This is a genomic window from Photobacterium sp. 270122K (assembly GCF_059941365.1).
Map to the genome: position 1 here is coordinate 113401 of NZ_JBPOEN010000006.1, position 21570 is coordinate 134970.

The following is a 21570-nucleotide window of genomic DNA, read 5'->3' on the forward strand; positions in this document are numbered from 1 at the left end:
AATAAATACGCAACGAATGCAATCTAATATTTCACGATAACGTAAAATATAAATACATTATTAACGGATGGGGAGATGATAGTGATAATGGTTATTAGTTAATCCGGAGTGAACACTTAAATCACTGATAAAGTTAAACATTATCAACTTCAACAAAAGGAGTTATCTGGCGCATCAATCAAAATTAAAATCAATTAAATGGTAATTAATATCATTCCTATTTGATATTTCTCGGGTCTCAGTGGTAGCAAATATATGCCCACACAAACCATAACTGATTTTTTCAAAAGTATACTGACTACCGTTTATCTACAGGCGAGATGAGAATGCCCGTTCAATGTCTCCCTCAATCAAAGTGCGCTGAGCATAAGGTCCTTTTGAATGGAGCATCGCATCCATGATTTTAAAAGCGGAGGCTCCCACCTCTTGGTAGTCATGCTTCACATAAGGGATGCTGTATTCAAAGATATCTGCGCCAGGAATAAGGTCAAAACTAAACACCATCGAATTTAAACGGTGATAATTAAGCGCCTGGATAGCCCCTTTTGCGATCAAATTATTCAGCGCCAAAATCGAGGAATAACGCTTAGTCTGAAATAACTCAATGCAGTGTTTTTTTACTGCTCGTGAATTAAAGTCAATTTTCAGCACATCATAATTAAATATATGTACACTTTTCAAAAATGCTTCAACACCACGTAACCTCTCATTAGAAACACTGCTATGTTGACTGCCACCAATGATCAAAAACTGTTTATTACTGTCCATTGAAACTGCCAATTTGGTAAGATCATACGCATTAGAAGCATTATCAAACTCTACTAACGGGTAATCCGTTCCTTGTATAATCTGTTCAATAAACACTACCTTCACACCTGAACTTGCCAATTGTGAAAGATATTCCGGCTTGTAGTTCTCGTTCTCAAAGATTGGAGAAAGAAAGATTCCTTTCACTTTGTAACTTAACAGACGTTTGATTGCGATAAGCTCTCTTTCTTTGCTATTTCCTGTGTCGATAAGGATGCATTGAAAACCTTTCCCCATCGCTTGATTATTGATTTCTTTAAATGTTTCAGCGAAATAAGGATTGCCGCTATCAGGTACAACGACACCTAACAGGTTGGTATTTTCTATCGGTAATGTCACCGAACGCGAACTGTGCAGATAGCCGACCTTATCGCAGGCGGCTTGTATCTTTTCACGGGTCGTTTGAGCCACCTGATCTGGATAATTAAAAAATCGGCTCACGGTCATCATCGATACCCCAGAGAGCGCAGCTACATCTTTAATCGTTATCATTGATTGCTTGATCCATCAGCCAAAGAGCAATGTGAAGTATTTCATGTCTCTTGTGCTTTGCGTATCACACAACGTAAAAACTGAGACGTTCAATCAAACATATTCCATGTACATATATTGCGACATCACCACCTCTGTACAAAAAAGCACAGAGGCAGCGATACGTTTTATTTTATGAGGGGCGTTCTTATTGCTGATAAAGGTTTCTGATGCGGGTCGCTATCACATCGGATTTCGTCCCAAAGATACTTTGAACACCATCATCTTTGAACACCACACCATGAGCGCCAATGGCTTTAATTTTATCGATGTTTACTTTACTGCGATCTCTTACGGTAATGCGTAAACGGGTAATGCACGCATCAATATTCGCCATGTTATCGATCCCACCGTGTGCATCCACGATGTCACGACAAATCTCTGACGTAATTTCACGCAACTCTTTCGCACTGGTTGAACTCCCTTCACGCCCTGGCGTCTTCAGATCAAACTTGTGAATCGCAAAACGAAAGCCAAAGTAATACAAAGGCACCATGACTAAACCGGTCAGAACCGCATAAATCCACCCGGAACTGTTTTCATTGAGTACCCCGAACAGAATGAAATCAATGAGTCCACCAGAAAAAGTATGGCCGATATGAACATCCAACATCGCCATCAACCAGAAGCTCAGTGCACACATCACGACATGCATGGCATACAACACCGGAGCGATGAACAAGAACGCGAACTCCAACGGCTCTGTCACCCCGGTTAGTGCGCATGTAAAAGCGGCACCGAACATCAATCCACCCACATATTTCTTATTCTTTGGTTTCGCTTCATGGTAAATCGCTAATGCCGCCGCTGGTAACCCAAAGATCATAAAGGGGAAACGTCCTGCCATGAAAGTACCAGCGGTAATTTCCACCCCATCTTGCAACTGTGCAAGAAAGATAGGAATATCACCTTTAATCACTTCACCAGCTTGTGTCGTGTAAGTACCAAACTCCCAATAGAATGGAACATTCCATAAGTGGTGCAGGCCAAAAGGTACAAGCGCACGTTCAATCAACCCATACAAGAAAGCAGCCGCTTCAACGTTAGAGTGACTGGCCCACACCGACATCACCTCTAATCCCCCCTGAATCGGTAACCAAATGAACGGTAAAATAAGGCCTACGAGGAAACCAACGACCCCCGAAATAATAGGTACAAAGCGCCGCCCCCCAAAGAAAGCCAAGTATTGCGGCAACTCGATATCTTTAAATCGGTTACACATAACGGCCCCGATCACCCCCGCCACCAAACCACCAAACACACCCGTTTGCAAAGTAGGAATGCCCAACACCATGGCATAGGCGCCACCGGCTTTTGCCATTTCAGGCGTAATGCCAACCACGTTAGACATGGTAATACACATAACCAGCATAGCAATGGTCGCCGCTAACGAGGCAATGCCCTCATTTTTACTTAACCCCATTGAAACCCCGACCGCAAAGATCAAGGGCAGGTTAGTCAAAATGATGCCGCCAACATCACGCAAGGTCGCAACATCCAAGTGTGCGCCGATGGCCAGAAAGAGCCCCGCAGCAGGCAATATTGCCACGGGGGTCATCAGTGCTCGACCGATCATTTGCAGACGATCAAACGAGAGGTAATTTCGTTTTTTCATACCAAACTCCATGTTTAGTGTGTCCGTTGTGTAGGGTATTTAAGGACTCTGTGGATTAATCAAAAGTCGCTTTTATATGTTGTAATTTTTGATTGAATTGATCCGATCGTACTTGAAGCAATTCAATGTCTCTCGTGATAGGTGTAATAATCCTCCCTTGCGGGACATAGGTTTTAGTGGCCTCTTGGAAAGTTGAGAATTCCCCTGCGCCCACTGCTGCCGTGATCGCCGCGCCTAATGCAGGAGAACAAGATTCCGGCATCACTTCTATCTGTCGGTTTAAGACGGTAGCAAAAATTTCAGGGCAAATACTTCGCGTGATCGGACTGCCCGTCAGTTTTACCTTGTCCGGACTTCCCATCATTTGCCAAAGGCTCTTCATGCTAAAGCTCACGCCCTCAATCACGCCTCTCGTCAATTCCCCAACGGTCGTCGTCGCATCCAACCCACAAAATGCACCTTTTGCATTAGGGTTATAAAAAGGGTTCCTTTCCCCAGAAAGATACGGATAAAAAAGTGGCGTGGTAACAGGATTTGCCTTACTCAACTCAACATTGAGTTGCTCATAATTAAGACTAACGATACTTTTTATCCACTGGTAGCTTTTCGCTGCACTCAGCATGACCCCCATCTGGTGGTATTGACCGGTACCATCACAGAAAGTGTGCTGATAACCATCCCCAGGATTTGGATATTCACGCTTTGGCGCAAAGATCACGCCAGATGTTCCAATGGATGCCGTTGCCATCCCTTCTTCTACCACGCCACAAGCTATCGCCCCCATGGCATTGTCACCACCGCCAATAACCACTTTCGGCGAGCACCCAAGAGCAAGTTGCTTCGCCACAGAACGCGAGACTGTTCCAATAACAGTGCGACTCGAATAGGCATCGGGTAACACCGAACGATCAATCTCGAGCGTATCGAGTACATGCTCAGACCACTGCTTATCACGTACGTTAAACAACATCGTGCCTGATGCATCGGAAAAGTCCGTCGCAACCACACCTGTTAAGCGATAAGCGATATAGTCCTTTGGCATCATTAGTTTATGGATTTGTTTCGCTTTTTTGGGGTGGTGTTCCCTTAACCATAAAACTTTTGATGCGGTAAAACCGGCCATACTGACATTAGCAGTGTGTTGGATGATGCCGCTCTGCCCAACACGGTCATTGATATAATCAGACTGTTTAGCAGAGCGGCCATCACACCAGAGGATCGCGGGATATATTGGCTCTCCCATCACATTGATCATTACAGCAGTGTGCATTTGCCCTGTCAGGCCAATAGCATCAATCTGTCCATAATGGTTAGAGGCGATGCAACGAATGGCGTCAGAGGTTGTTTCCCACCAATCGCGGGGATACTGCTCATACCAACTATCACAAGGTGAGTGGGTCGCGTAGGCTCTCGATTCCGTGCAAAGCACTTTGCCATCTTCAATGAGCACCACTTTAACGGACGATGTGCCTACATCAATGCCAATATATTTCCCCATGATTACCTCGTAATTGCTGAATCAGTAAAGACGTCGTTTTCATCACTGGATGTAGACGAAAACTCTGAAACGATGGCGCCTTCCGGTCCCGCCTGAAACCAATGCTTGGTGTTATGCGGAATCGTGTATTGCTCACCAGGGTGTAAAACTATTTGGTGAAATACGGTGTAGGTCTGCTCTCGTCCTTTCGGCAACGTCGCTGCAATAACAGAGGTTGGCTCTCCTTCCACATACAGATAGACCAAACCCTTACGACAACGGAACGTTTCCATCTTGCCATCATGACCATTGATCGGCGGATGACGATGCTCTGGGCATGTTTGTCCAGCATCTAAATAAAGCTCTTTGGCACAGTAACGGTGATTGTTCTCATAGGTATAGAGATACAAACCGGTTGACTCAAATTCATCGAGACCAAAATCAGCAATCTCAATGTTTTTTGCTTCTGCCGGGGTAAGAAACAAACCACTATTACTTAGCATTTGATGCATGTGATCTTGTCTTTCACTTAGCATGCTAGTTCCTCAACCTTAAACTTTAATTTGAGTGTTTTTGACTCAAACGGTGCCAACACCAAGATTGGATACGCTGGGATTGGATCCGTTTCCCCTGCCGGGAAAGCGGTACCACATTCCAGTCCCAACACGTAGTCGCCTGCACCAAATTGATTCCATTGCGTAATACACGGCAAACTGTCGTCTTCATACTGATAGGTAAACTTCAGCCCTAAGTCTGGGTTAACGACCCCCATTTCCACCAACGGCCCATCATCCGCACGATGGAAATACACCTGCTCTTGATAACCACCTTCCGGCAGGGTCACTTGCCCAGAAAACGCGGCGTTTTGCTGAGCGACCTCATCTCGCGGTACCGCCAGAGTTTTAGGCATGATCATTTCACTGCATGTATCCAGTAACGGAAAACCGAAGTTAATGTGGTACAACAGCTGTATTTCCTGCGGATGGAAAGCAAGATTGGTAACCTCATCTTCCACCTCGATCCAATCCGCCAAATGATTCAGCGAAATAGTCCGTTTCAATTCGATATTTTCACCAAACATGGACGCTTGCTTGATTGTCCCTGAAACAGTCATTGTGAAAAGATCACCTTGCCACCCTTGCTCAACCGACACATTTTTTGCCCGTGTATTAGAAGCAAAGCCGTGCAACCCCCTGTCTGCCTTCGGTGGGCCCACATGGTCCAAACCACAGGTCGTCAACAGACCGCAATAGAAATTGCGTAACCAGTTAAAACCTTGTGAATCATAAGATTCTGGGTTTTTCAGACCAGTTTTGGAGATAGGTGAAAGAGGTACTCCTTTAAAGGAAATATCAAAAATATCCATACAACGGTCAGGTAACACCGTAAAGCGTAGCCCGCTCGCCGTTTTCACATCACAGATCCTTACTCCATACCCTTCACCATCATGAATCGTACTCTGAGTAATACCCGCAACCTGGCTAATGTCGCCAATGCGCGCCATCAGCTCTTTACGTGTTAAACGATCAAAATCAAAACTGGTCATCATGGTTTCCTACATCTTATTGTTTGAGCCACACATGTTGATGGCATTCACGATAGCTTTGATCATGCCTTTGTTACCGGCGTTAAAGATGTCCATCACCATGAGATCATCTGGGTTTTCATTCAGGTAGGCTTTCATGTCATCGATGAAGCACTTACGCAAAATGGTTGAGAAGTTAATTTTGGCCACACCCAAAGAAATGGCTTTTTTGATGTCCGCTTCTGGTACGCCTGTACCACCGTGCATAACAATTGGTAGACCTGTCAGTTCAGACAATGCTGCGATGCGCTCAAAGTCGAGGTTAGGGTCAGATTTGTAGAGACCATGTGCTGTGCCAAACGAGGCTGCTAAGCAGTCGATACCTGTGCGCGCACAGAATTCTTTTGCTTCCACAGGATCAGTCAGTGTTGCAGGCCCTGTGCTTTCACCAAACTCCGTGTTACCAATAGCGCCCAATTCCCCTTCCACAGTCACACCTACAGCATGTGCCATTTGTACCACTTGCTTGGTAATTTCGATGTTTTCTTCAAATGGCAGTGATGAGCCGTCATACATCACCGAAGAGAAGCCAATACGTACACACTTGGTTGCTTCTTCAAAAGAAGCACCGTGGTCTAGGTGAATAGCAAAATCAATTTCACGGTACTGATCACCAAGAGAAATAATCGCATCAACCAAAGGTTGACCTTTACTATATACAACTTCTGAACCATGAAGCTGAATAATGACAGGAGATTGTGTTTGACGAGCTGACTCAAATACACAAATTGCATTTTCCAAATTACACGCATTAAATGCACCAACTGCGTAACGACCTACTTTTGCTTTTTCAAGCAGTGATTTCATAGTAACTAAAGCCATGATGTACTCCTAATATTGAGTGGTTTGTTGTTGTTGGAATTAATATCGGACATTTCATGAATTGATACTTACCAAGTAATCACATAAAACACTGTTAGCGAATAACAGCGTTTAAAATCAACACGTTAACGCATTAAAATTCTTTATAAAAAACAAACACTCTAATATCAAGAAGTTAATGATCTTCTTTTCACTTAAGGGATGAGATGATTTTAGGTGCGGGTAAGAAGTAGTATGTGGAAAATCTCACATCATGCTAAATGACCGTATCGTAAAACAAATAATAACAATTGAAGTTCAGTCTTATTTCCACTGGCTTATATTGTACACATGATATATTTAGACAAAATTAACCATAAAAATCAGTCATAAAAATACGGCTATCACTCACTACATCATCCAATCAACATTCATAGCAGGTATATAATATTAACCAATACAATGAATAAAACAGGAGGATATATAAGATATCGATACTCACTTAACAGATTAAGCCGGATACATCACCTCTTCCAAACTGGGATCACCCAAAGCATCGGCATGGCTTACATGCCCGCTGACAGGGCCAATCATATTGATGGTTTTTCCATGCTTGAACACCATTTGTAAACCGTGCTCTTCTTCCCATGCACACCACGCGGTCAGTAACAGATAAATACCTTTCTCACCGTAAGGTCGACGCATCACGGTAATCCTGTCTCCCCATTCAATGTGCGCCCACACATCACTGGCCTGTGGAATATCTACATACCACTCATCGTCAGGCTCAAAATACGCATTTATTTTCTGGTAATAGGCAAAAATGGCCGCTTCCGCTTGCTGTAACGCAGACGGTTCCAGTGCCATGAAGTGATGAATGGCCTGATGGAAAGCATCACTATCGTTGTCACCCTCATACTGACTCAGTTCAAAGGTGAATGCTTGCCTAAACAACGCTACGAAAACAGGCTCGCTGATATAGGAACCCGCATTGTCACTTTCCATATGACCTAAATGTGGTTCCTTCATTCCCGTTACCTCAATTCATGCTGTTTTCAATCAACGAATTGTTATCGACCGCATGTGGTAGGTAAAGCGCGTTAATGATGAGTTCGGAGGTAATTCAAATTTTAATGTGTGCTTTGCCTCAGAGGTAAATCTCTTACGATCTAACCTGACAATAACTGAGAAAACCTTTATCACAGTCAACTCTGATCCAGTGTAATGAGGGTAATTAATAACTACATCTCAGATCCAATGGTCCAAGTGGACATCTGAATGAAACCGATATCAAGCGGTGGGTGTTTTTCTATTATTTCTTTAACTTCTCTGCTCACAAACACTCTGTCACTCAAGTACTTAACTTTAAAAATATTCAAATACTTTGGGTTTACCTCACTAATTTTACTCGGTGAAAACACAATTTTTCTAATTCGATTTGGAATTTTATTTAACATTAGATTACCGTCTGAATCAAATGCTCTATGGCTATATTCAGATTGCTCGATATCTAATATATCAATAAAACCAAACGTGTTTACTGCATAATAGTTTTCAACATATTTATCATCCCCCCCCCTGATCACAGCAGGTATAAACTTGGTCGTGTAATACTCTAGACCACGCAGCTCTTTGTATATTTCACGACTGAAAATGGGTACGCTAGAAGCTTCATGCGCATTGGTGTAGCGATGGACGATGTGTTTTTTCTTGTCTTCTTCATGAAACATGTTCTTAAAAATAACTGGGCGGCCATCAAAGGGGATGAGATCTGTAGATACATCGAGTCCATAAGGGTCCAACGTGCGTGATAACACAAGGTTACTATCATCATTTACAGTTTGAACTATCAGAAAAAAGTCTTCAGTGGTTAAGTTCATTGATTATGCTCCTATTTTGGGTACCCAGCCACCAGACCAACTGATGGTCTTAGCTTCTTTTCGATTAGTGATAGTTTCACCGAGGTGGTTTCTATTTTCACAGGCCGTTCGATTAACTTTGCGAGCCGGCCCAATATTTTTAACATTACCCCCTATCCACCTGGTATAACATAATCGTGAATATAAGTGAGGCGCAGTTAAAATGAACTTTTACAATGACACCCATGATAAAAACCCGGAGGAAGTTCAAATTTTGAGAAGATAGCATCAATCAATATTCGCTCGGATAGGGGAAAATGTAAATCCGCATCTGTCCATTCGGTAAATGGATAAACTCCAGCAATATTATTCACAATAATTCGGGCTGTTTCTGTCATCTGGATCTTTAACTTGCATAATGAAATCAGCAGAAAGGTTATACCGGTTAAGTACCTTCGTGACAGCCTTTGAGGTAGCTGCCCTGCCAAAATCGTTAAAAATGGATGTAGGATCCTTTTTTTTATTCCAAATCACATATGCTTCATTCGCTAATGCTCTTGCATCCTCCCAACCACCAGTACTCATGCCTCGATAATCAAAATATTCCCAAGCTCTCACATGCTCAATAGAAACATCATCACTTGAAACCAGGAAAGACATTTCAATTTTCTTATACCAGGGGAAAACAGTAATATCGACCGCCCTTAACTGACAACCATCAAAATCATTGGCTATCTGACTCAATCTTATCGCTATTACCTTTTCTATCTCACTAACAAAATCAGAATTAAATTCCCATTCATTCAAACTATTATTTATATCATCAACATCAACATCAACATCAACATCACGTTCTATCAGTGTTTCATGCCTTGGATACTGATTATTAAACTTTTCACGTAAAACTTGATAATAATGTTCATCAAAATAATTTTCTTTTTTATCGATATCAATAATTAATTCTATATGATTACTCGAAAACGTTTTTAGCTCATTAAAGACCGCCATTACTTGCTCAACAGGAAAATGTAACACTTCTCCGCAAATGTCTTCACGAACACCCTTAGGTTTATCATGAATACAACTAATCCCATATTCTATCACTCTCAATTTATCCTGAGAATAACTCAATTGAAGTGCAACGATAGAATCGAACGGAATAACAGTATACGTTTTCGCACCAAACATCATATAAACCACCAATCCTTTAAAACAAAAAATCAAAGAAATCAGTGATAACACCCATTCGCCAAAAATAAAACCAGCAAACACACAGACAACTGAAATAACAATTCCAATGCCAGATATAAATTGCCCTACATAATGCGGTGATTTTTCATAGGATTTTATTGCCAAGTATTCCTTATCAAAACGATAACAGTCTACCCTGTCACAATTTACCCACCACATAGCATAACTAAGCATCAATGCAGTTATTAATAACACTATGAATATATTACTGTCGAAACCAAAAAGCAGCCATATGACAAAATTAATCACTATTGGAAAAAATGAAAGTTTAATTCTATTTTCCAGTTGTGCTGTCGCATATCTAACATCCCGATTTAAGCTATGTCCATTATTTTCTATCTTGTTATATAATTCAATTTTATATTGATTTATGTCATATTTTGCTGAATAACTTTCTTCCAGTAAGTGAAGATAATCTGATTTTATTTTATTTGAAAAAGAAAAACTGTCATCCATCATTTAACTTCCTTTATCTGAGTATGTTTCCATCTCATGTCAGATACGATATACCACATTTCTCCAGCTCAAATAGTTAAATGCATCAACGTGTTATTGATCATCAATGACCCGCCCTCATATCCGTTTCAAAGAAAAATGAATGCCTCTCTCAGTACCGCGCAGGTATCGACATAGCTATAAATTCCTCTTAGCTATCACTTTTCACTAAATACTGGACATCTATCATATCGATACAGTTATGCTTCTACGCTCAATAGAATTTGAGAGTCAACTCAGCAAATTGTTATTGAATCCATTCATTCAGTAAAGAGCATTATCGGCGAGTTCAGAGGGATATCTATGTTTGATGAAAATGGTGAGGTAAACAGGTGCAGGACGAACAGCTAAATCCAACGCATACAAAAAAGCCCCAGCATTTCTGCTGAGGCTTCGTTGTGTTGGCGGAGCGGATGGGACTCAACGCGCACTGCCAGTGCCGCGCCCAAAAGACCGAAGGGCTTTCAGGAGCGTTAGATACAAAAAAGGCCCAGTCTTTCGACTGAGCCTTCGTTGTGTTGGCGGAGCGGACGGGACTCGAACCCGCGACCCCCGGCGTGACAGGCCGGTATTCTAACCAACTGAACTACCGCTCCAATTCTTTATGAAACCCAGTTAAACCCGATTTCTAGAATGTGGCGGAGAGATAGGGATTTGAACCCTAGGTGGGCTATAAACCCACGCCGGTTTTCAAGACCGGTGCTTTAAACCACTCAGCCATCTCTCCTGAGTGCGGCGATAATACGAAACAACAGCGGTGATGTAAAGTACAGAAAGTTCAACTGCTTATAATATCAGCAATTTTGGTGTGATTTTACACGCTTTCTACCCTTCCCTAACAAAAACCACGAGAATTCGCGCTTTTAGACAGAATAATCACGCCAAATACAGGCGCTTTTTCGCCTCAAATACCGCTCGTCATAACAAGAATGAGGACAGGCTGAGTCATGTGTGTTCACTGTCGCTCCCAGAGGAAGCATTCACGCTATGCTTATGATCAACCGCAGATAAATGATCACGTATTTATAACGGGATCATAGTAAGCACTTTTAGTGCTCGCTGACGTCAGCATATTGCGCTAGCGTAATCATCAATAACGTACTGACAGAAAGGCCATTATGAAAATTTTCAGCAATTTTGAAAGCGGCAATATCCACATTGTGCATGCCGACAGCCCAGATGATATTCAACTGACCATTCCGGCCGACAACCAGTCCGATTTTGCCCAATGGTTCCATTTCCGCCTTGAAAGCCAACCGGATGTCTCTCACCACTTTTCCCTGTTGAATCTGTCCACCTCGGCTTATCCGGAAGGCTGGAAAGATTACGATGTGGTGGCGTCTTATGATCGTGAAGAATGGTTCCGCATTCCGGCCAAGTTTGATGGTGATACCCTGACCTTCACCGTGATCCCGGAATTCGGGTCGATGTATTTCGCCTACTTTGCCCCCTACCCGTACGACCGTCATTTAGACTTGCTGCATCAGGCGCAGACCCATTTTCATTGCCAATTGGAAACGCTGGGCGCCACACTGGATAACCACGACATCAGCCTGCTGACCATTGGTGAGCCCGCTGACGGCAAGAAAAATATCTGGATCATCGGCCGTCAGCACCCAGGGGAAACCATGGCGGAATGGTGCATTGAAGGCCTGTTACAACGCCTGCTGGATGCGACAGATACCGTTGGCCGTGCGCTGCTGGATAAAGCCGTGTTCCACATTGTGCCGAACATGAACCCAGACGGCAGTATTCGTGGTCACCTGCGCACCAATGCCATTGGGGTGAACCTTAACCGCGAATGGCAAAGTCCGTCGTTAGAGCGCAGCCCTGAAGTCTTTTTCGTCCGTGAACGCATGTTGCAGACCGGCGTGGATATGTTCCTCGATATTCATGGTGATGAAGCAATCCCATACAACTTTGTGGCGGGCAGTGAAGGTGTGCCAGCCTATGATGAGCGCATGGCAGGCTTGGAGAATGCCTTTAAGCAAGCGCTGCTGACCATTACTCCAGAGTTTCAGGATGAGCACGGTTACGAGAAAAATGTACCGGGCACGGCGAACCTGACCGTTGCGACGAATTGGGTGGCGCAGGAGTTCAAGTGCTTGTCCTACACGGTGGAGATGCCGTTTAAAGATCACATTGCCCATCCTGATGAGTTTTACGGCTGGTCGCCGGAGCGCAGTGTGGCGTACGGGCAAGATCTGCTGGCGGGCGTGTGGGCTGTGGTCGATAAAATTTAACGGTTCAGCGAAAAAAAATACACATAAAAAAACCGGAATAGTGAAGGCTATTCCGGTTTGCTTTCATGCTTTTTATCCCCGTTGTGCGCTTTCATTCCAGCGTACAACGGGGCGAATCAGAACACTTCACACCATGCATTTTTCATGTCGATCAGGTGCCAGTTATCCCGCTTGTTCGCCTCATCGAGCGCCTTGTCCAAACGGCCAACATCGGATTTGCGGTCATACTTCCACTCTCGCGCTTCATCGGTATGATGCACAATCATCGCCATCGCATTCGGTTGACTGGTTGCCCATTGCATCATCGCTTGGTCACCGTCAGAGTTCCCCACCGCCAAAATGGGCTTTTTACCAATGATGTAGGCAATGTTTTCTGGTTTTCCTGCTTTATCATCAATGGTCAGGATCTCACCCAGCTTGGTAATAGTGGGCTTGCCATTATTGAACGCATATTTGTATTTAAAGGCACTGCCGATGATCTGCTCATCGGGGATGTTGTAGGCTTGTGGCGCCCATACCCGCATGAAGTCAACACCACCACCAGACACGATGTAGGTTTTAAAGTCGTTGTCTTGCAGGAAGGCCAACATTTCTTTCATCGGTTTATACGTGAGATCGATATAAGCCTTGTTAAAGCGTGGATCTTTGGCCGCTTCCAACCACTTCGCCACCGTCTCTTGGTAGGCTTCCACCGTCATGCCCGAGTGTGTGGCCTGAATGATCGGCAATAAGGCTTTTACGCCGCCCGCAAACAAACCTTTGAGATCATCATTGAGCACATATTTAAACGGCGCTTCGGTTTTCCACTTCGGGTGATCTTTCGCCATGGCTTTGATCTGATCAAAAGCAAAGGCCAACTGAAAGTAATACGGCTTTTCAGACCACAAGGTGCCGTCGTTATCAAACACCGCAATTCTGTCTTCCACCGCCACGAAAGTCTCCGCCTCTTTATTGGTGGTCTGTTTCACAAAGTCGAGGATCGCGGTTTTACTCTCACCGTCTTTCCATGACGGTAAAACCGATGAACCACAGCCATCTGCGGCCATGCTCACAGATGAAAACCCACACAGCATCACACCAGACAGAATAGATAAACCCTTCATTGGCACTCCCCTCAAATCAACATATTGTCTTGGGTCGGTTAACGTCCCCTTTTATGCCGCCTTCCTCCATGATGCCAGCCACCGCGATATCCTTTGCTCTGTTCATCAGGCGGTAATGGAAAGTATGGCAGCAAATAAAAAAGCCAGCCCGGTTAACCGCCGGAACTGGCTTTTTCTTACGACAAAAAGAACGATCCCCTTCGCCTCTGTCTATTGCCCCTGATAGCGGAATAGCTTACATAACGTCTGGCTCAAGGTAGAAAACTGACGCGCCAATTCACGGTTCAGCCACAAGTAACCAAAATAACTGACGTCGCTGATGTCATCCTGATCATGCGGGGCGCGTTGAGGCACCAAGTGTAAAATAATGATCTCGTTTTTATGGATAGGCGTAATGGCCTTGCGGGTGATCTGCCGGCTCAGGCGCGCAAAGCGACGGGCCAACTGCTCTTTGGCTTGTGTCAGGCAGGGCATGTCACTGATTTTTTCTTGCCCCTGCTGGGTATCCCACGAGGTACTCACTAACGTGTCGATCATGGTGTACATCCGCTTTTCAATCAGCAACGTATTGATGATCACCTGCTTGTTATGGCCCGCTTCTTTAATGGCGTGCGGCAACAGCTCTTGCTGTTGATCCAGCAACTGTGCCAATGCTTGTGTTTGCAGCGGATCAAACGTGCCCCTTGAAAGGGCTTGATTATGCTGATGGTAGAACTGCCCGCTTTGGGCGAGAAACTGACTGACCAAATCAAAGAAGTGATCGGTCGCGCGGGATGGAAAGACATAGATACTACATAGAATCGCGACAATGCCCGCCCACAGCACATTCACCGTACGCCACAGCGCGGCATCGAAATCTTCCGGCCCGCCCCCTGCGACCACCACAATGGTAATGGCGACGACCAATGAGGCATACGCGTACTTCTTCTGGGTACAGTACATGGCCACCAGCGTCAGCCCTAAAAACATGCCATGGTGCAACCAGTTCCATTGCGACGGGATCAGGTACAACGACAAGCCTAAGGCCGCACCTATCACGGTACCCCATATCCGCTGTTTGGCTTTTGACAGAACGCCACCGATAAAGGGGATGGTCCCCATCACGGTCACGGCGGTGATCAACGCCCACGTCCCGTAAGGCACATTGAAGAGCCAAATGATCACCTGTATCAGGCTAAGGGCAGTAAACACCCGAAAAACATACAAAAAACGGTAATACTTCAGAGCAAAATGTTGGTAATGGCGCATGGCATGACGCTTTTTAGTGGAAAACTGCAATCATCATACAAAATGAACTGTGATTTTCATCACATTCTTACTGCAATATTGGCAAAGTAAGTTTGGGTAAATGAAAGCAAAAAAGCCAGCCCCGTTACCAAGGCTGGCTTTTTTCACTGAATACGTCAGTCAGAAGGGCGAATAGCCCGTCTGTGATTAACGCATGATCATTTGTTCACGGCCTGGACCGACAGACACCATTTTCACTGGCACGCCCATCAGCTCTTCAATACGCAGTACGTAATCTTGCGCCGCTTTTGGTAGCTCGTCAAAGTGACGGCAACCGGTAATGTCTTCGCTCCAGCCTTCCATCTTTTCATAGATAGGTGCCAAAGAGGCCGTTTGTGGCCAAATTGGGTTTTCGCTGTGATCGCCTTCATAAGCCACACAGATCTTCAGATCCGCCAAGCCGCTCAAGCAATCCACTTTGGTCAAGGCGATTTCTGTTGCTGCTTGCAGTTCCACGCCGTTCTTCGTTGCTACGGCATCGAAGTAACCCATGTCACGTGGACGACCGGTGGTGGCACCGAACTCACCCGCTAGCTCACGGAATGCATCTTGCTCTTCCATCGCAGTGATCAATGTACCGGTACCCACTGATGAGCTGAATGCTTTTGCAACAGCGATAACACGCTCTGGGCGAAGGGCTGGCAAACCACCACCAATACCTGCATACATAGAGACACAGTTAGATGACGTTGTCCAAGGGTACTCACCATAAACCAGGTCACGACCCGCACCCAACTGTGCTTCAAACAACAGGCTCTTACCTTCTGCTTGCAGGGCTTTCATTGGTAGGGTCACGTTGCAGATAGAATCACGCCAAGGAGCAGACACTTCTAGCAACCAATCTGCCATTTCTTGTGCAGTTTGCTCAAACTTGAAGGTTGGGTATAGCGCACGCAGTTGAGGCAGTTTCCAATCCAACATAAATTGAATGCGTTCTACCAATACTTCTGGTTGCTTCAACCAACCGACTAGAATGCCTTTTTTCATGACACGGTCGCCGTAGCAAGGTGCGATACCTTGACGCGTAGAACCGTAAGCGCCGTCACCCAGACGAAGCTCTTCCAGTGTATCTTCTTCTGCGTGTAGCGGTAGACACAGTGTTGCACGATCAGAAATGCACAGATTCACTTTTACGCCAGATTGCTCAACTTCGGCAATCTCCGCAGAAAGCAAAGCAGGGCTGATTACCATGCCAGGGCCTAGCACACCGATGCAATCAGGGTTGAATACGCCGCTTGGAAGTTGGTGTAACTTAAAAGTACCAAAGTCATTCACTACGGTATGACCCGCATTATTACCACCTTGGAAACGAATGCTTGCCGATGCTTGTTCGGCCAAAAAGTCTACGATACGACCTTTACCTTCATCACCCCAGTTTGCACCAACAACAACAATAGACGACATAATTTCAACTCCTTAATAGCGAAGTCCTTATCCTATGCCGCCACCGGTAATAACAAAAATTAATTATTGTTATAGGCGCGATAAGAATTTCATATAGGCAATGCACACAAAGCGAGTACAATGCGTATCACACCACCCCATTGACCACTTTTCACACAAGGGAGTCCCCATGTTAGATTTGCACTGGTTGAACACCTTTGTAACCTTGGCAAGGTTAGAACACTTTGGCAAAACCGCGGCCGAGCTGCACATGACCCAGCCCAACGTGAGTTTGCACCTCAAGCAGTTAGAGCAAACCACACGGGTGAAATTGATTGAACGTAACCCGTTTCGTCTTACCCAAGCCGGTGAGCGTTTACTGCGCAGCGCACAGCACACCCTGCAAGAGTTGCAGGTCTGTCAGGCTGATCTCAATGCGATCAATGACCTGTGCCAAGGCACCCTGTCGATTGCCGCCAGCGACATCATTTCGCGCTTATTGCTGATCAAACCGTTTCAGTCTTTCAAGCGGGAATTTCCGGGCATCGATCTGTCACTGTTCAATACCACTTCGACCCAAGCCGCTGCGTTAGTGAAAAGTGCCAAAGCGGATTTGGGCTTTGTGATCGCGCAGAAAGAAAGTCAACCGCTGCACTTTACCGAACTGCGCCAAGTACAGTGGTGTGCACTCGGCAACGGGCTGGCCGACTGGCAGGCACGCGCAGCAGCCGAGAACACCAGCACGACGACGCATAACCCACACACACAAGGCGATGAACCCACCTTGATCTTGCTGGGGCACGATACCCGCACGCGAGATTTGATTGATTTGGCGCTACCGAGTTTGAAATTGCCCCCGTACCGCGTGATGGAAGTCGGCAGTGTGGATGCACAGATTGATTGGGCAGAAGCGGGCTTTGGCGTCGCCATTGTGCCGGCGTTCTCGCTGCACCCGAAATTGAACCTCACCAGTACCATTACCCCGCTGCCGGATTTTCCGACCACCAGCCTAGGTTACATTGTGCGACAGAATCAGGTGCTGTCGCGGGCCATTAAGCAGTTGCTGCATTGGGTGAGCGAAGAGATCCCCTCATCGCCGCCTCGCCCATCATCAAAATAAAACCGATCCCGCAGAAACAAGAAAGGCGCCCTCTCGGCGCCTTTCTTGTTTATTCATCAAAAGCCTGTTGATTTATCAACAGAACCCTTACTGTGGCATTTCCGTTGACGGTGCTGATTTACGCAACGCTTTGCGAATACGCAACGTAAGGAAGCTCATTAGCGCCACACAGAAGGTGATCACCGGGGCCGCCATCAAGCCCATCGTCACCCAACGGCTCAAATGCTCAGGCAACAACGGCAGGATCATACCAAAGCCACACAGTAGCAATGTCCACATCATTGCACTTAACCATGCAAAGTAATGGAACTTGCTGACTTTATTCACACGCATGCCCATCATCAATGGTAACAATGAGCGTACCACAGGGATGAAACGGGCGCAGAACAATGCCACCAAGCCATGACGGCCTAACAAGGTATCAACCTGCTTCATGCGACGCTCAGGCACCGCATTCACCCAGCCTTGCACTTTCGGCAAACGGTTTAGCCATTTACCCTGCATGTACGCCGCCCAGCTACCGGTTGCCGCACACACCATGATCAACACCATGATCAGCACCGGATCTAACACACCAACCGCAGCCAACGTACCGGAAAGCACCACCACGCTGTCACACGGGAACGGCGCCGCAGGAATAAAACCACTCTCAAGAAAAATTAAGACACCCACGACTAAGTACACAAGGCTCGCGCTGCCTGGCGCCGATAGCGCCGCAAAGTCTTGATGCCAGAGGGACATCAACACAGAAAAAATAGAATCAAACATAAAAAACTCCGAGACATCAACCTAAACACAACCCAACAATATGCAGTCTTTACGTGTCTAGCGGGTATGGATAAAGCGATAAAGCAAGTTCGCATCGTGCCATTCGACACTATGCTGACTTGCTGTCATACGGTTGATCCGCAGCAACACCGGGATCAATACCATGGCGAGTAACAGGCTACATGCCTGTTCAAACCACAATAATACGCGCGGAGGCTCTGAAGTATTTCCCAATCGCTCAGTCACGGTCGAATTACCGCGCGGCGTATTTAAACGCGGCGTCAGCCGACTCAGTAACGCGGCTTGCTGCAGATTGGGATGAAGATACCCGAGACTTTCAAGTTGATTGGCACTAAACAACGAGGCGTACAAAGGGACATTTTGTACCGCACGAAATGCAGGCGACACGCTTCCCTGACCAAATAAAATGGCCATTACTGAAAAGAGTAAAACTACCCGAAACAGTCGGTACGTACCCACGCTGTTCATCCGATAAGATAAGATGATCCCTTTTACATCCGACCCCCTGTAATTGCAATACAAAAAGCAGGGACTTTGTTTCAATAGATCAATAGAACGAACCTACCGATTAATTATTCATCGTTTTGTCAGCAAACCGTCACGTTCAGCCGCCATTCTCCCCCTGCTTTCTCCGGTTTCATCATCGGGTGTACGGTATATGAACAACAATTGATTACTCTATCAACAACTCTTCGAGGGGTAAGTCAAATAGGTCATATTTTTCATATTCTTAACATCGATATTTCAACGATGACTCGCAAAATATGGCAATGACATTAGGCGTAATCGCGTTGCTCTTTCACTATGTCGGCCGTTTGTAACAACACTTTTCAAACCATAACAATTTGATTCTTTTTCATTCATTGAATGAATGAACAGCAAATACGGAACTGCTATGAAACTTTCTCATATCGCTTTGCTTGTTTCAGTGTTCAGCGCACCTGCGCTGGCTTTTGAACTGTCTGCACCGAAAACGAACAACACGGATAACTTGGTGTGGACCGGCCACATGAGCCCAGACACTGACACCGTGACCTCTGCTATCGCAGCAGCACACATCTATGGCGGTACGGCAGCCGTGCCAGAAGCCATTAACCCAGAAAGCCAGTTTGTACTGGACTACTGTAAAGCAGCAGCACCGGTTGCACTAAGCAGCATGAAAGTGGGCGCGATTGGTTTGGTTGACTTCAACCAGAAAACCCAGCTACACGCGTCATTGAAAGAAAAAGATGTCGTGGCAATTGTTGACCACCACGCGATTGGCGGTAACCCAGTGAACCTGACACAAGTGGCCGCGATTGATATCCGTCCTTGGGGTTCAGCCGCGACCATTCTTGCTGACCGTGCAGAAAAGCTGAACGTGACACTACCGGCCAACATCGCATGTACGACACTGGGCGGTATCTTGTCGGATACCGTCGTATTTAGCTCACCAACAACGACAGATTTTGACCGTCAATACGCGGAAAAACTAGCGAAAGTCGCGGGCATTAAAGACATCAAAACCTTTGGTGAGAAGATGCTAGAAGCAAAATCTGACCTCAGCAAAGTGAGCGCAGAAGAAATCCTAACACTGGATTACAAAAACTTCGGTTACGGCGGTAAGAAAGTGGGTATCGGCGTAGCGGAAACGCTAACAGCGGATCAACTGCTTGCGCGTAAAGCTGAATTCATCAAAGCGATGAAAGCACATAAAAAAGCGAAAGGCTTGGATCACTTGTTCTTTGCAGTTATCGACACCAAGAACAAGAAAGGCAACCTACTATGGATTGACAGCGCCGATCAGAAAATTGCTCAAGCTGCATTCAAAGGCAAAAACACCGCAGAATGGTTGGTACTGGATGGCGTAACATCACGTAAGCGCCAGATTGGTCCATCTGTTCAAAAAGCAATCGAAGCAAAGTAATCACTTACTGACTTCTGACACATTAAAAAGCGCGCAGTCACCACTGCGCGCTTTTTTTTAACCGTGACAACTCTCCTAACACAGGGGGTTACCGTGCGGTCATATCATGAGAGTACAAGTGGTCGCCCTGCTCATTGACTCGCTGATACATAAACCCTAAATGGGTAAACAGGCTAATTGATGCCACATTGGCCACATCAATATCAGCCCATAGCTCTGAGATCCCCAATGTAGCAGCATGACCCATCAACACCTGTAAGGCTTCAGTCATGTACCCTTGACGCCAATAGTGCGCATTGAGCATACACCCTATTTCACACTGCGTGCGATCATCATTGAAACTGTGCAAACCACAGGTACCGATCATCTTTTCCCGCGTATCCGTCGACTTATCCGATGCTCCATCAGACACGAGAGTAATAGCCCATTCATACGACGCATCAGCACGTTCAAGGGCCGTGACGCTGGCCAACATCTGATCGGCGGTTTCTAATACTGGGAACGGCGGCTCATCCGTATACTTCATCACCTCGGCATTGCCATAGATTGCAAATAAATCCTCGCGGTCAGAAAACATGATGGGGCGTAACGTCAAACGCTTCCCCTGCAACGTCGGTATCATCGTCTATCTCCTTATTCTTCGCCTGCTTTCTTGTTCAACAGCTAATGACGCGTTAGGTCGGGCACGCGGCCATTTCCTCTACGGTGGCAACATCGGCTTTTTCAAAGGAATAAGACTGCCATTGTACTGTGCCAACGATCCCCACCAGTAAAAGCAAGATGGGTATCGCCATGCACACCCCTGCTCTCACGCGCGCAATAAAACCGTGCTGAATGACCGTGGGCTTATACACCTTCATGGTAGATGGCGGGTATTGGCCTTCTTGCCAACTGCGATTGCCGATAGGAAACAACATCACGAACAGGATGGCACTCATGGCCAAAGGAAAAGCACTCAGGATCCACATGAACAAGAACTCTGCCCCGTTCATCCCCCAATACTCATAGCAATACGGTTGTGAGGCCAATGCCTCCACAAACGGAAATACCCAGTATTCAAAAAAGAAATACGTCGCGATCATGGCTGCTGCCATTAGGCCAAGCCGGATGAATTTTTCCCTTCGCGTAAACTCGGGGGCATACGCCATCGCTCACCTCCTTATAGGTAGGGATGAGTCGTTTCACATCCCGCCAAGAAAAGAAGGTGTAGTGTCAGCAGCCCAATCCTTATGTGCAACAGGCAGGCAGCAAAAACGCTAACACACGCAGAGCTTCCGGTAACACAGTGCGATATTCAGCGCACACTGTGTGAGCGGCT

At 45.8% G+C, this 21570-nt stretch carries 19 protein-coding genes and 2 tRNA genes; 3 read left to right on the forward strand and 18 right to left on the reverse strand.

Going from position 1 to position 21570, the window contains the following annotated elements; all coding sequences use genetic code 11:
- Positions 1–309 precede the first annotated feature (309 nt).
- The 11 genes from ACSF8W_RS12440 to ACSF8W_RS12490 all read right to left on the reverse strand — a co-directional run bounded on the left by ACSF8W_RS12440 (position 310) and on the right by ACSF8W_RS12490 (position 11148).
- Positions 310–1299, reverse strand: a complete 990-nt coding sequence (locus ACSF8W_RS12440; RefSeq protein ID WP_500847645.1) for a LacI family DNA-binding transcriptional regulator — start codon at positions 1297–1299, stop codon at positions 310–312.
- A gap of 187 nt (positions 1300–1486) precedes the next feature.
- A complete protein-coding gene (gene ptsG / locus ACSF8W_RS12445; RefSeq protein WP_500847646.1) occupies positions 1487–2953 on the reverse strand; it encodes a glucose-specific PTS transporter subunit IIBC in 1467 nt (488 codons plus the stop codon).
- 55 nt (positions 2954–3008) lie between these two features.
- Positions 3009–4451, reverse strand: coding sequence for a xylulokinase (gene xylB, locus ACSF8W_RS12450; protein WP_500847647.1), 1443 nt, complete (start codon positions 4449–4451; stop codon positions 3009–3011).
- 2 nt (positions 4452–4453) lie between these two features.
- On the reverse strand, positions 4454–4966 hold the full coding sequence (locus tag ACSF8W_RS12455; RefSeq protein ID WP_500847648.1) for a D-lyxose/D-mannose family sugar isomerase: 513 nt from the start codon (positions 4964–4966) through the stop codon (positions 4454–4456).
- Positions 4960–5979, reverse strand: coding sequence for an aldose 1-epimerase family protein (locus ACSF8W_RS12460; protein ID WP_500847649.1), 1020 nt, complete (start codon positions 5977–5979; stop codon positions 4960–4962). The genes ACSF8W_RS12455 and ACSF8W_RS12460 overlap by 7 nt, the downstream gene beginning before the upstream one ends.
- Before the next feature lie 6 nt (positions 5980–5985).
- A complete protein-coding gene (locus ACSF8W_RS12465; RefSeq protein ID WP_500847650.1) occupies positions 5986–6837 on the reverse strand; it encodes a class II fructose-bisphosphate aldolase in 852 nt (283 codons plus the stop codon).
- A gap of 489 nt (positions 6838–7326) precedes the next feature.
- Positions 7327–7845, reverse strand: a complete 519-nt coding sequence (locus ACSF8W_RS12470; protein WP_500847651.1) for a DUF6985 domain-containing protein — start codon at positions 7843–7845, stop codon at positions 7327–7329.
- Between the two features lie 212 nt (positions 7846–8057).
- Positions 8058–8696 (reverse strand): imm11 family protein, encoded by a 639-nt coding sequence (locus ACSF8W_RS12475; protein ID WP_500847652.1) that lies wholly within the window; start codon positions 8694–8696, stop codon positions 8058–8060.
- A 345-nt stretch (positions 8697–9041) separates the two neighbouring features.
- Complete coding sequence (locus tag ACSF8W_RS12480; RefSeq protein ID WP_500847653.1) at positions 9042–10385, reverse strand: hypothetical protein; 1344 nt, start codon at positions 10383–10385, stop codon at positions 9042–9044.
- Between the two features lie 555 nt (positions 10386–10940).
- A tRNA-Asp gene (locus tag ACSF8W_RS12485) sits at positions 10941–11017 on the reverse strand.
- 40 nt (positions 11018–11057) lie between these two features.
- Positions 11058–11148, reverse strand: a tRNA-Ser gene (locus ACSF8W_RS12490).
- Positions 11149–11539: 391 nt separating this feature from the next.
- Here ACSF8W_RS12490 and ACSF8W_RS12495 point away from each other — a divergent pair.
- Positions 11540–12664 (forward strand): M14 family metallopeptidase, encoded by a 1125-nt coding sequence (locus ACSF8W_RS12495; RefSeq protein WP_500847654.1) that lies wholly within the window; start codon positions 11540–11542, stop codon positions 12662–12664.
- A 116-nt stretch (positions 12665–12780) separates the two neighbouring features.
- On the opposite strand, the gene ACSF8W_RS12500 is transcribed toward ACSF8W_RS12495, so the two are convergent.
- The 3 genes from ACSF8W_RS12500 to ACSF8W_RS12510 all read right to left on the reverse strand — a co-directional run bounded on the left by ACSF8W_RS12500 (position 12781) and on the right by ACSF8W_RS12510 (position 16458).
- Entirely contained in the window at positions 12781–13767 is a 987-nt protein-coding gene (locus ACSF8W_RS12500; RefSeq protein ID WP_500847655.1) for an HAD family hydrolase, read from the reverse strand.
- A 210-nt stretch (positions 13768–13977) separates the two neighbouring features.
- Entirely contained in the window at positions 13978–15015 is a 1038-nt protein-coding gene (locus tag ACSF8W_RS12505; RefSeq protein ID WP_500847656.1) for an FUSC family protein, read from the reverse strand.
- Between the two features lie 186 nt (positions 15016–15201).
- A complete protein-coding gene (locus ACSF8W_RS12510; RefSeq protein ID WP_500847657.1) occupies positions 15202–16458 on the reverse strand; it encodes an adenylosuccinate synthase in 1257 nt (418 codons plus the stop codon).
- A gap of 169 nt (positions 16459–16627) precedes the next feature.
- Here ACSF8W_RS12510 and ACSF8W_RS12515 point away from each other — a divergent pair, with 169 nt between their 5' ends.
- Complete coding sequence (locus ACSF8W_RS12515; protein WP_500847658.1) at positions 16628–17557, forward strand: LysR family transcriptional regulator; 930 nt, start codon at positions 16628–16630, stop codon at positions 17555–17557.
- Positions 17558–17644: 87 nt separating this feature from the next.
- On the opposite strand, the gene ACSF8W_RS12520 is transcribed toward ACSF8W_RS12515, so the two are convergent.
- Together ACSF8W_RS12520 and ACSF8W_RS12525 are read right to left on the reverse strand one after the other, a co-directional pair.
- On the reverse strand, positions 17645–18325 hold the full coding sequence (locus ACSF8W_RS12520) for a DedA family protein (RefSeq protein ID WP_500847659.1): 681 nt from the start codon (positions 18323–18325) through the stop codon (positions 17645–17647).
- A gap of 57 nt (positions 18326–18382) precedes the next feature.
- A complete protein-coding gene (locus ACSF8W_RS12525; protein ID WP_500847660.1) occupies positions 18383–18805 on the reverse strand; it encodes a hypothetical protein in 423 nt (140 codons plus the stop codon).
- Between the two features lie 436 nt (positions 18806–19241).
- On the opposite strand from ACSF8W_RS12525, the gene ACSF8W_RS12530 reads away from it, so the two are divergent.
- Positions 19242–20252 (forward strand): manganese-dependent inorganic pyrophosphatase, encoded by a 1011-nt coding sequence (locus ACSF8W_RS12530; protein WP_500847661.1) that lies wholly within the window; start codon positions 19242–19244, stop codon positions 20250–20252.
- An 88-nt stretch (positions 20253–20340) separates the two neighbouring features.
- Here the strand turns inward: ACSF8W_RS12530 and ACSF8W_RS12535 are convergent, their stop codons facing one another.
- Together ACSF8W_RS12535 and ACSF8W_RS12540 are read right to left on the reverse strand one after the other, a co-directional pair.
- Positions 20341–20874, reverse strand: coding sequence for a GNAT family N-acetyltransferase (locus tag ACSF8W_RS12535; protein WP_500847662.1), 534 nt, complete (start codon positions 20872–20874; stop codon positions 20341–20343).
- A gap of 52 nt (positions 20875–20926) precedes the next feature.
- Positions 20927–21400 (reverse strand): hypothetical protein, encoded by a 474-nt coding sequence (locus ACSF8W_RS12540; protein ID WP_500847663.1) that lies wholly within the window; start codon positions 21398–21400, stop codon positions 20927–20929.
- Positions 21401–21570 lie beyond the last annotated feature (170 nt).

What these genes read in the sequence shown, in the direction of transcription:
- ACSF8W_RS12440 (WP_500847645.1), bottom strand. Translation starts at nt 1,299, where the DNA reads ATGATAACGATTAAAGATGTAGCTGCGCTCTCTGGGGTATCGATGATG.
- xylB (WP_500847647.1), bottom strand. Translation starts at nt 4,451, where the DNA reads ATGGGGAAATATATTGGCATTGATGTAGGCACATCGTCCGTTAAAGTG.
- ACSF8W_RS12470 (WP_500847651.1), bottom strand. Translation starts at nt 7,845, where the DNA reads ATGAAGGAACCACATTTAGGTCATATGGAAAGTGACAATGCGGGTTCC.
- ACSF8W_RS12500 (WP_500847655.1), bottom strand. Translation starts at nt 13,767, where the DNA reads ATGAAGGGTTTATCTATTCTGTCTGGTGTGATGCTGTGTGGGTTTTCA.
- ACSF8W_RS12495 (WP_500847654.1), top strand. Translation starts at nt 11,540, where the DNA reads ATGAAAATTTTCAGCAATTTTGAAAGCGGCAATATCCACATTGTGCAT.
- ACSF8W_RS12530 (WP_500847661.1), top strand. Translation starts at nt 19,242, where the DNA reads ATGAAACTTTCTCATATCGCTTTGCTTGTTTCAGTGTTCAGCGCACCT.
- ACSF8W_RS12465 (WP_500847650.1), bottom strand. Translation starts at nt 6,837, where the DNA reads ATGGCTTTAGTTACTATGAAATCACTGCTTGAAAAAGCAAAAGTAGGT.
- ACSF8W_RS12455 (WP_500847648.1), bottom strand. Translation starts at nt 4,966, where the DNA reads ATGCTAAGTGAAAGACAAGATCACATGCATCAAATGCTAAGTAATAGT.
- ACSF8W_RS12460 (WP_500847649.1), bottom strand. Translation starts at nt 5,979, where the DNA reads ATGATGACCAGTTTTGATTTTGATCGTTTAACACGTAAAGAGCTGATG.
- ACSF8W_RS12535 (WP_500847662.1), bottom strand. Translation starts at nt 20,874, where the DNA reads ATGATACCGACGTTGCAGGGGAAGCGTTTGACGTTACGCCCCATCATG.
- ACSF8W_RS12520 (WP_500847659.1), bottom strand. Translation starts at nt 18,325, where the DNA reads ATGTTTGATTCTATTTTTTCTGTGTTGATGTCCCTCTGGCATCAAGAC.
- ACSF8W_RS12515 (WP_500847658.1), top strand. Translation starts at nt 16,628, where the DNA reads ATGTTAGATTTGCACTGGTTGAACACCTTTGTAACCTTGGCAAGGTTA.
- ACSF8W_RS12540 (WP_500847663.1), bottom strand. Translation starts at nt 21,400, where the DNA reads ATGGCGTATGCCCCCGAGTTTACGCGAAGGGAAAAATTCATCCGGCTT.
- ACSF8W_RS12475 (WP_500847652.1), bottom strand. Translation starts at nt 8,696, where the DNA reads ATGAACTTAACCACTGAAGACTTTTTTCTGATAGTTCAAACTGTAAAT.
- ptsG (WP_500847646.1), bottom strand. Translation starts at nt 2,953, where the DNA reads ATGAAAAAACGAAATTACCTCTCGTTTGATCGTCTGCAAATGATCGGT.
- ACSF8W_RS12505 (WP_500847656.1), bottom strand. Translation starts at nt 15,015, where the DNA reads ATGCGCCATTACCAACATTTTGCTCTGAAGTATTACCGTTTTTTGTAT.
- ACSF8W_RS12480 (WP_500847653.1), bottom strand. Translation starts at nt 10,385, where the DNA reads ATGATGGATGACAGTTTTTCTTTTTCAAATAAAATAAAATCAGATTAT.
- ACSF8W_RS12510 (WP_500847657.1), bottom strand. Translation starts at nt 16,458, where the DNA reads ATGTCGTCTATTGTTGTTGTTGGTGCAAACTGGGGTGATGAAGGTAAA.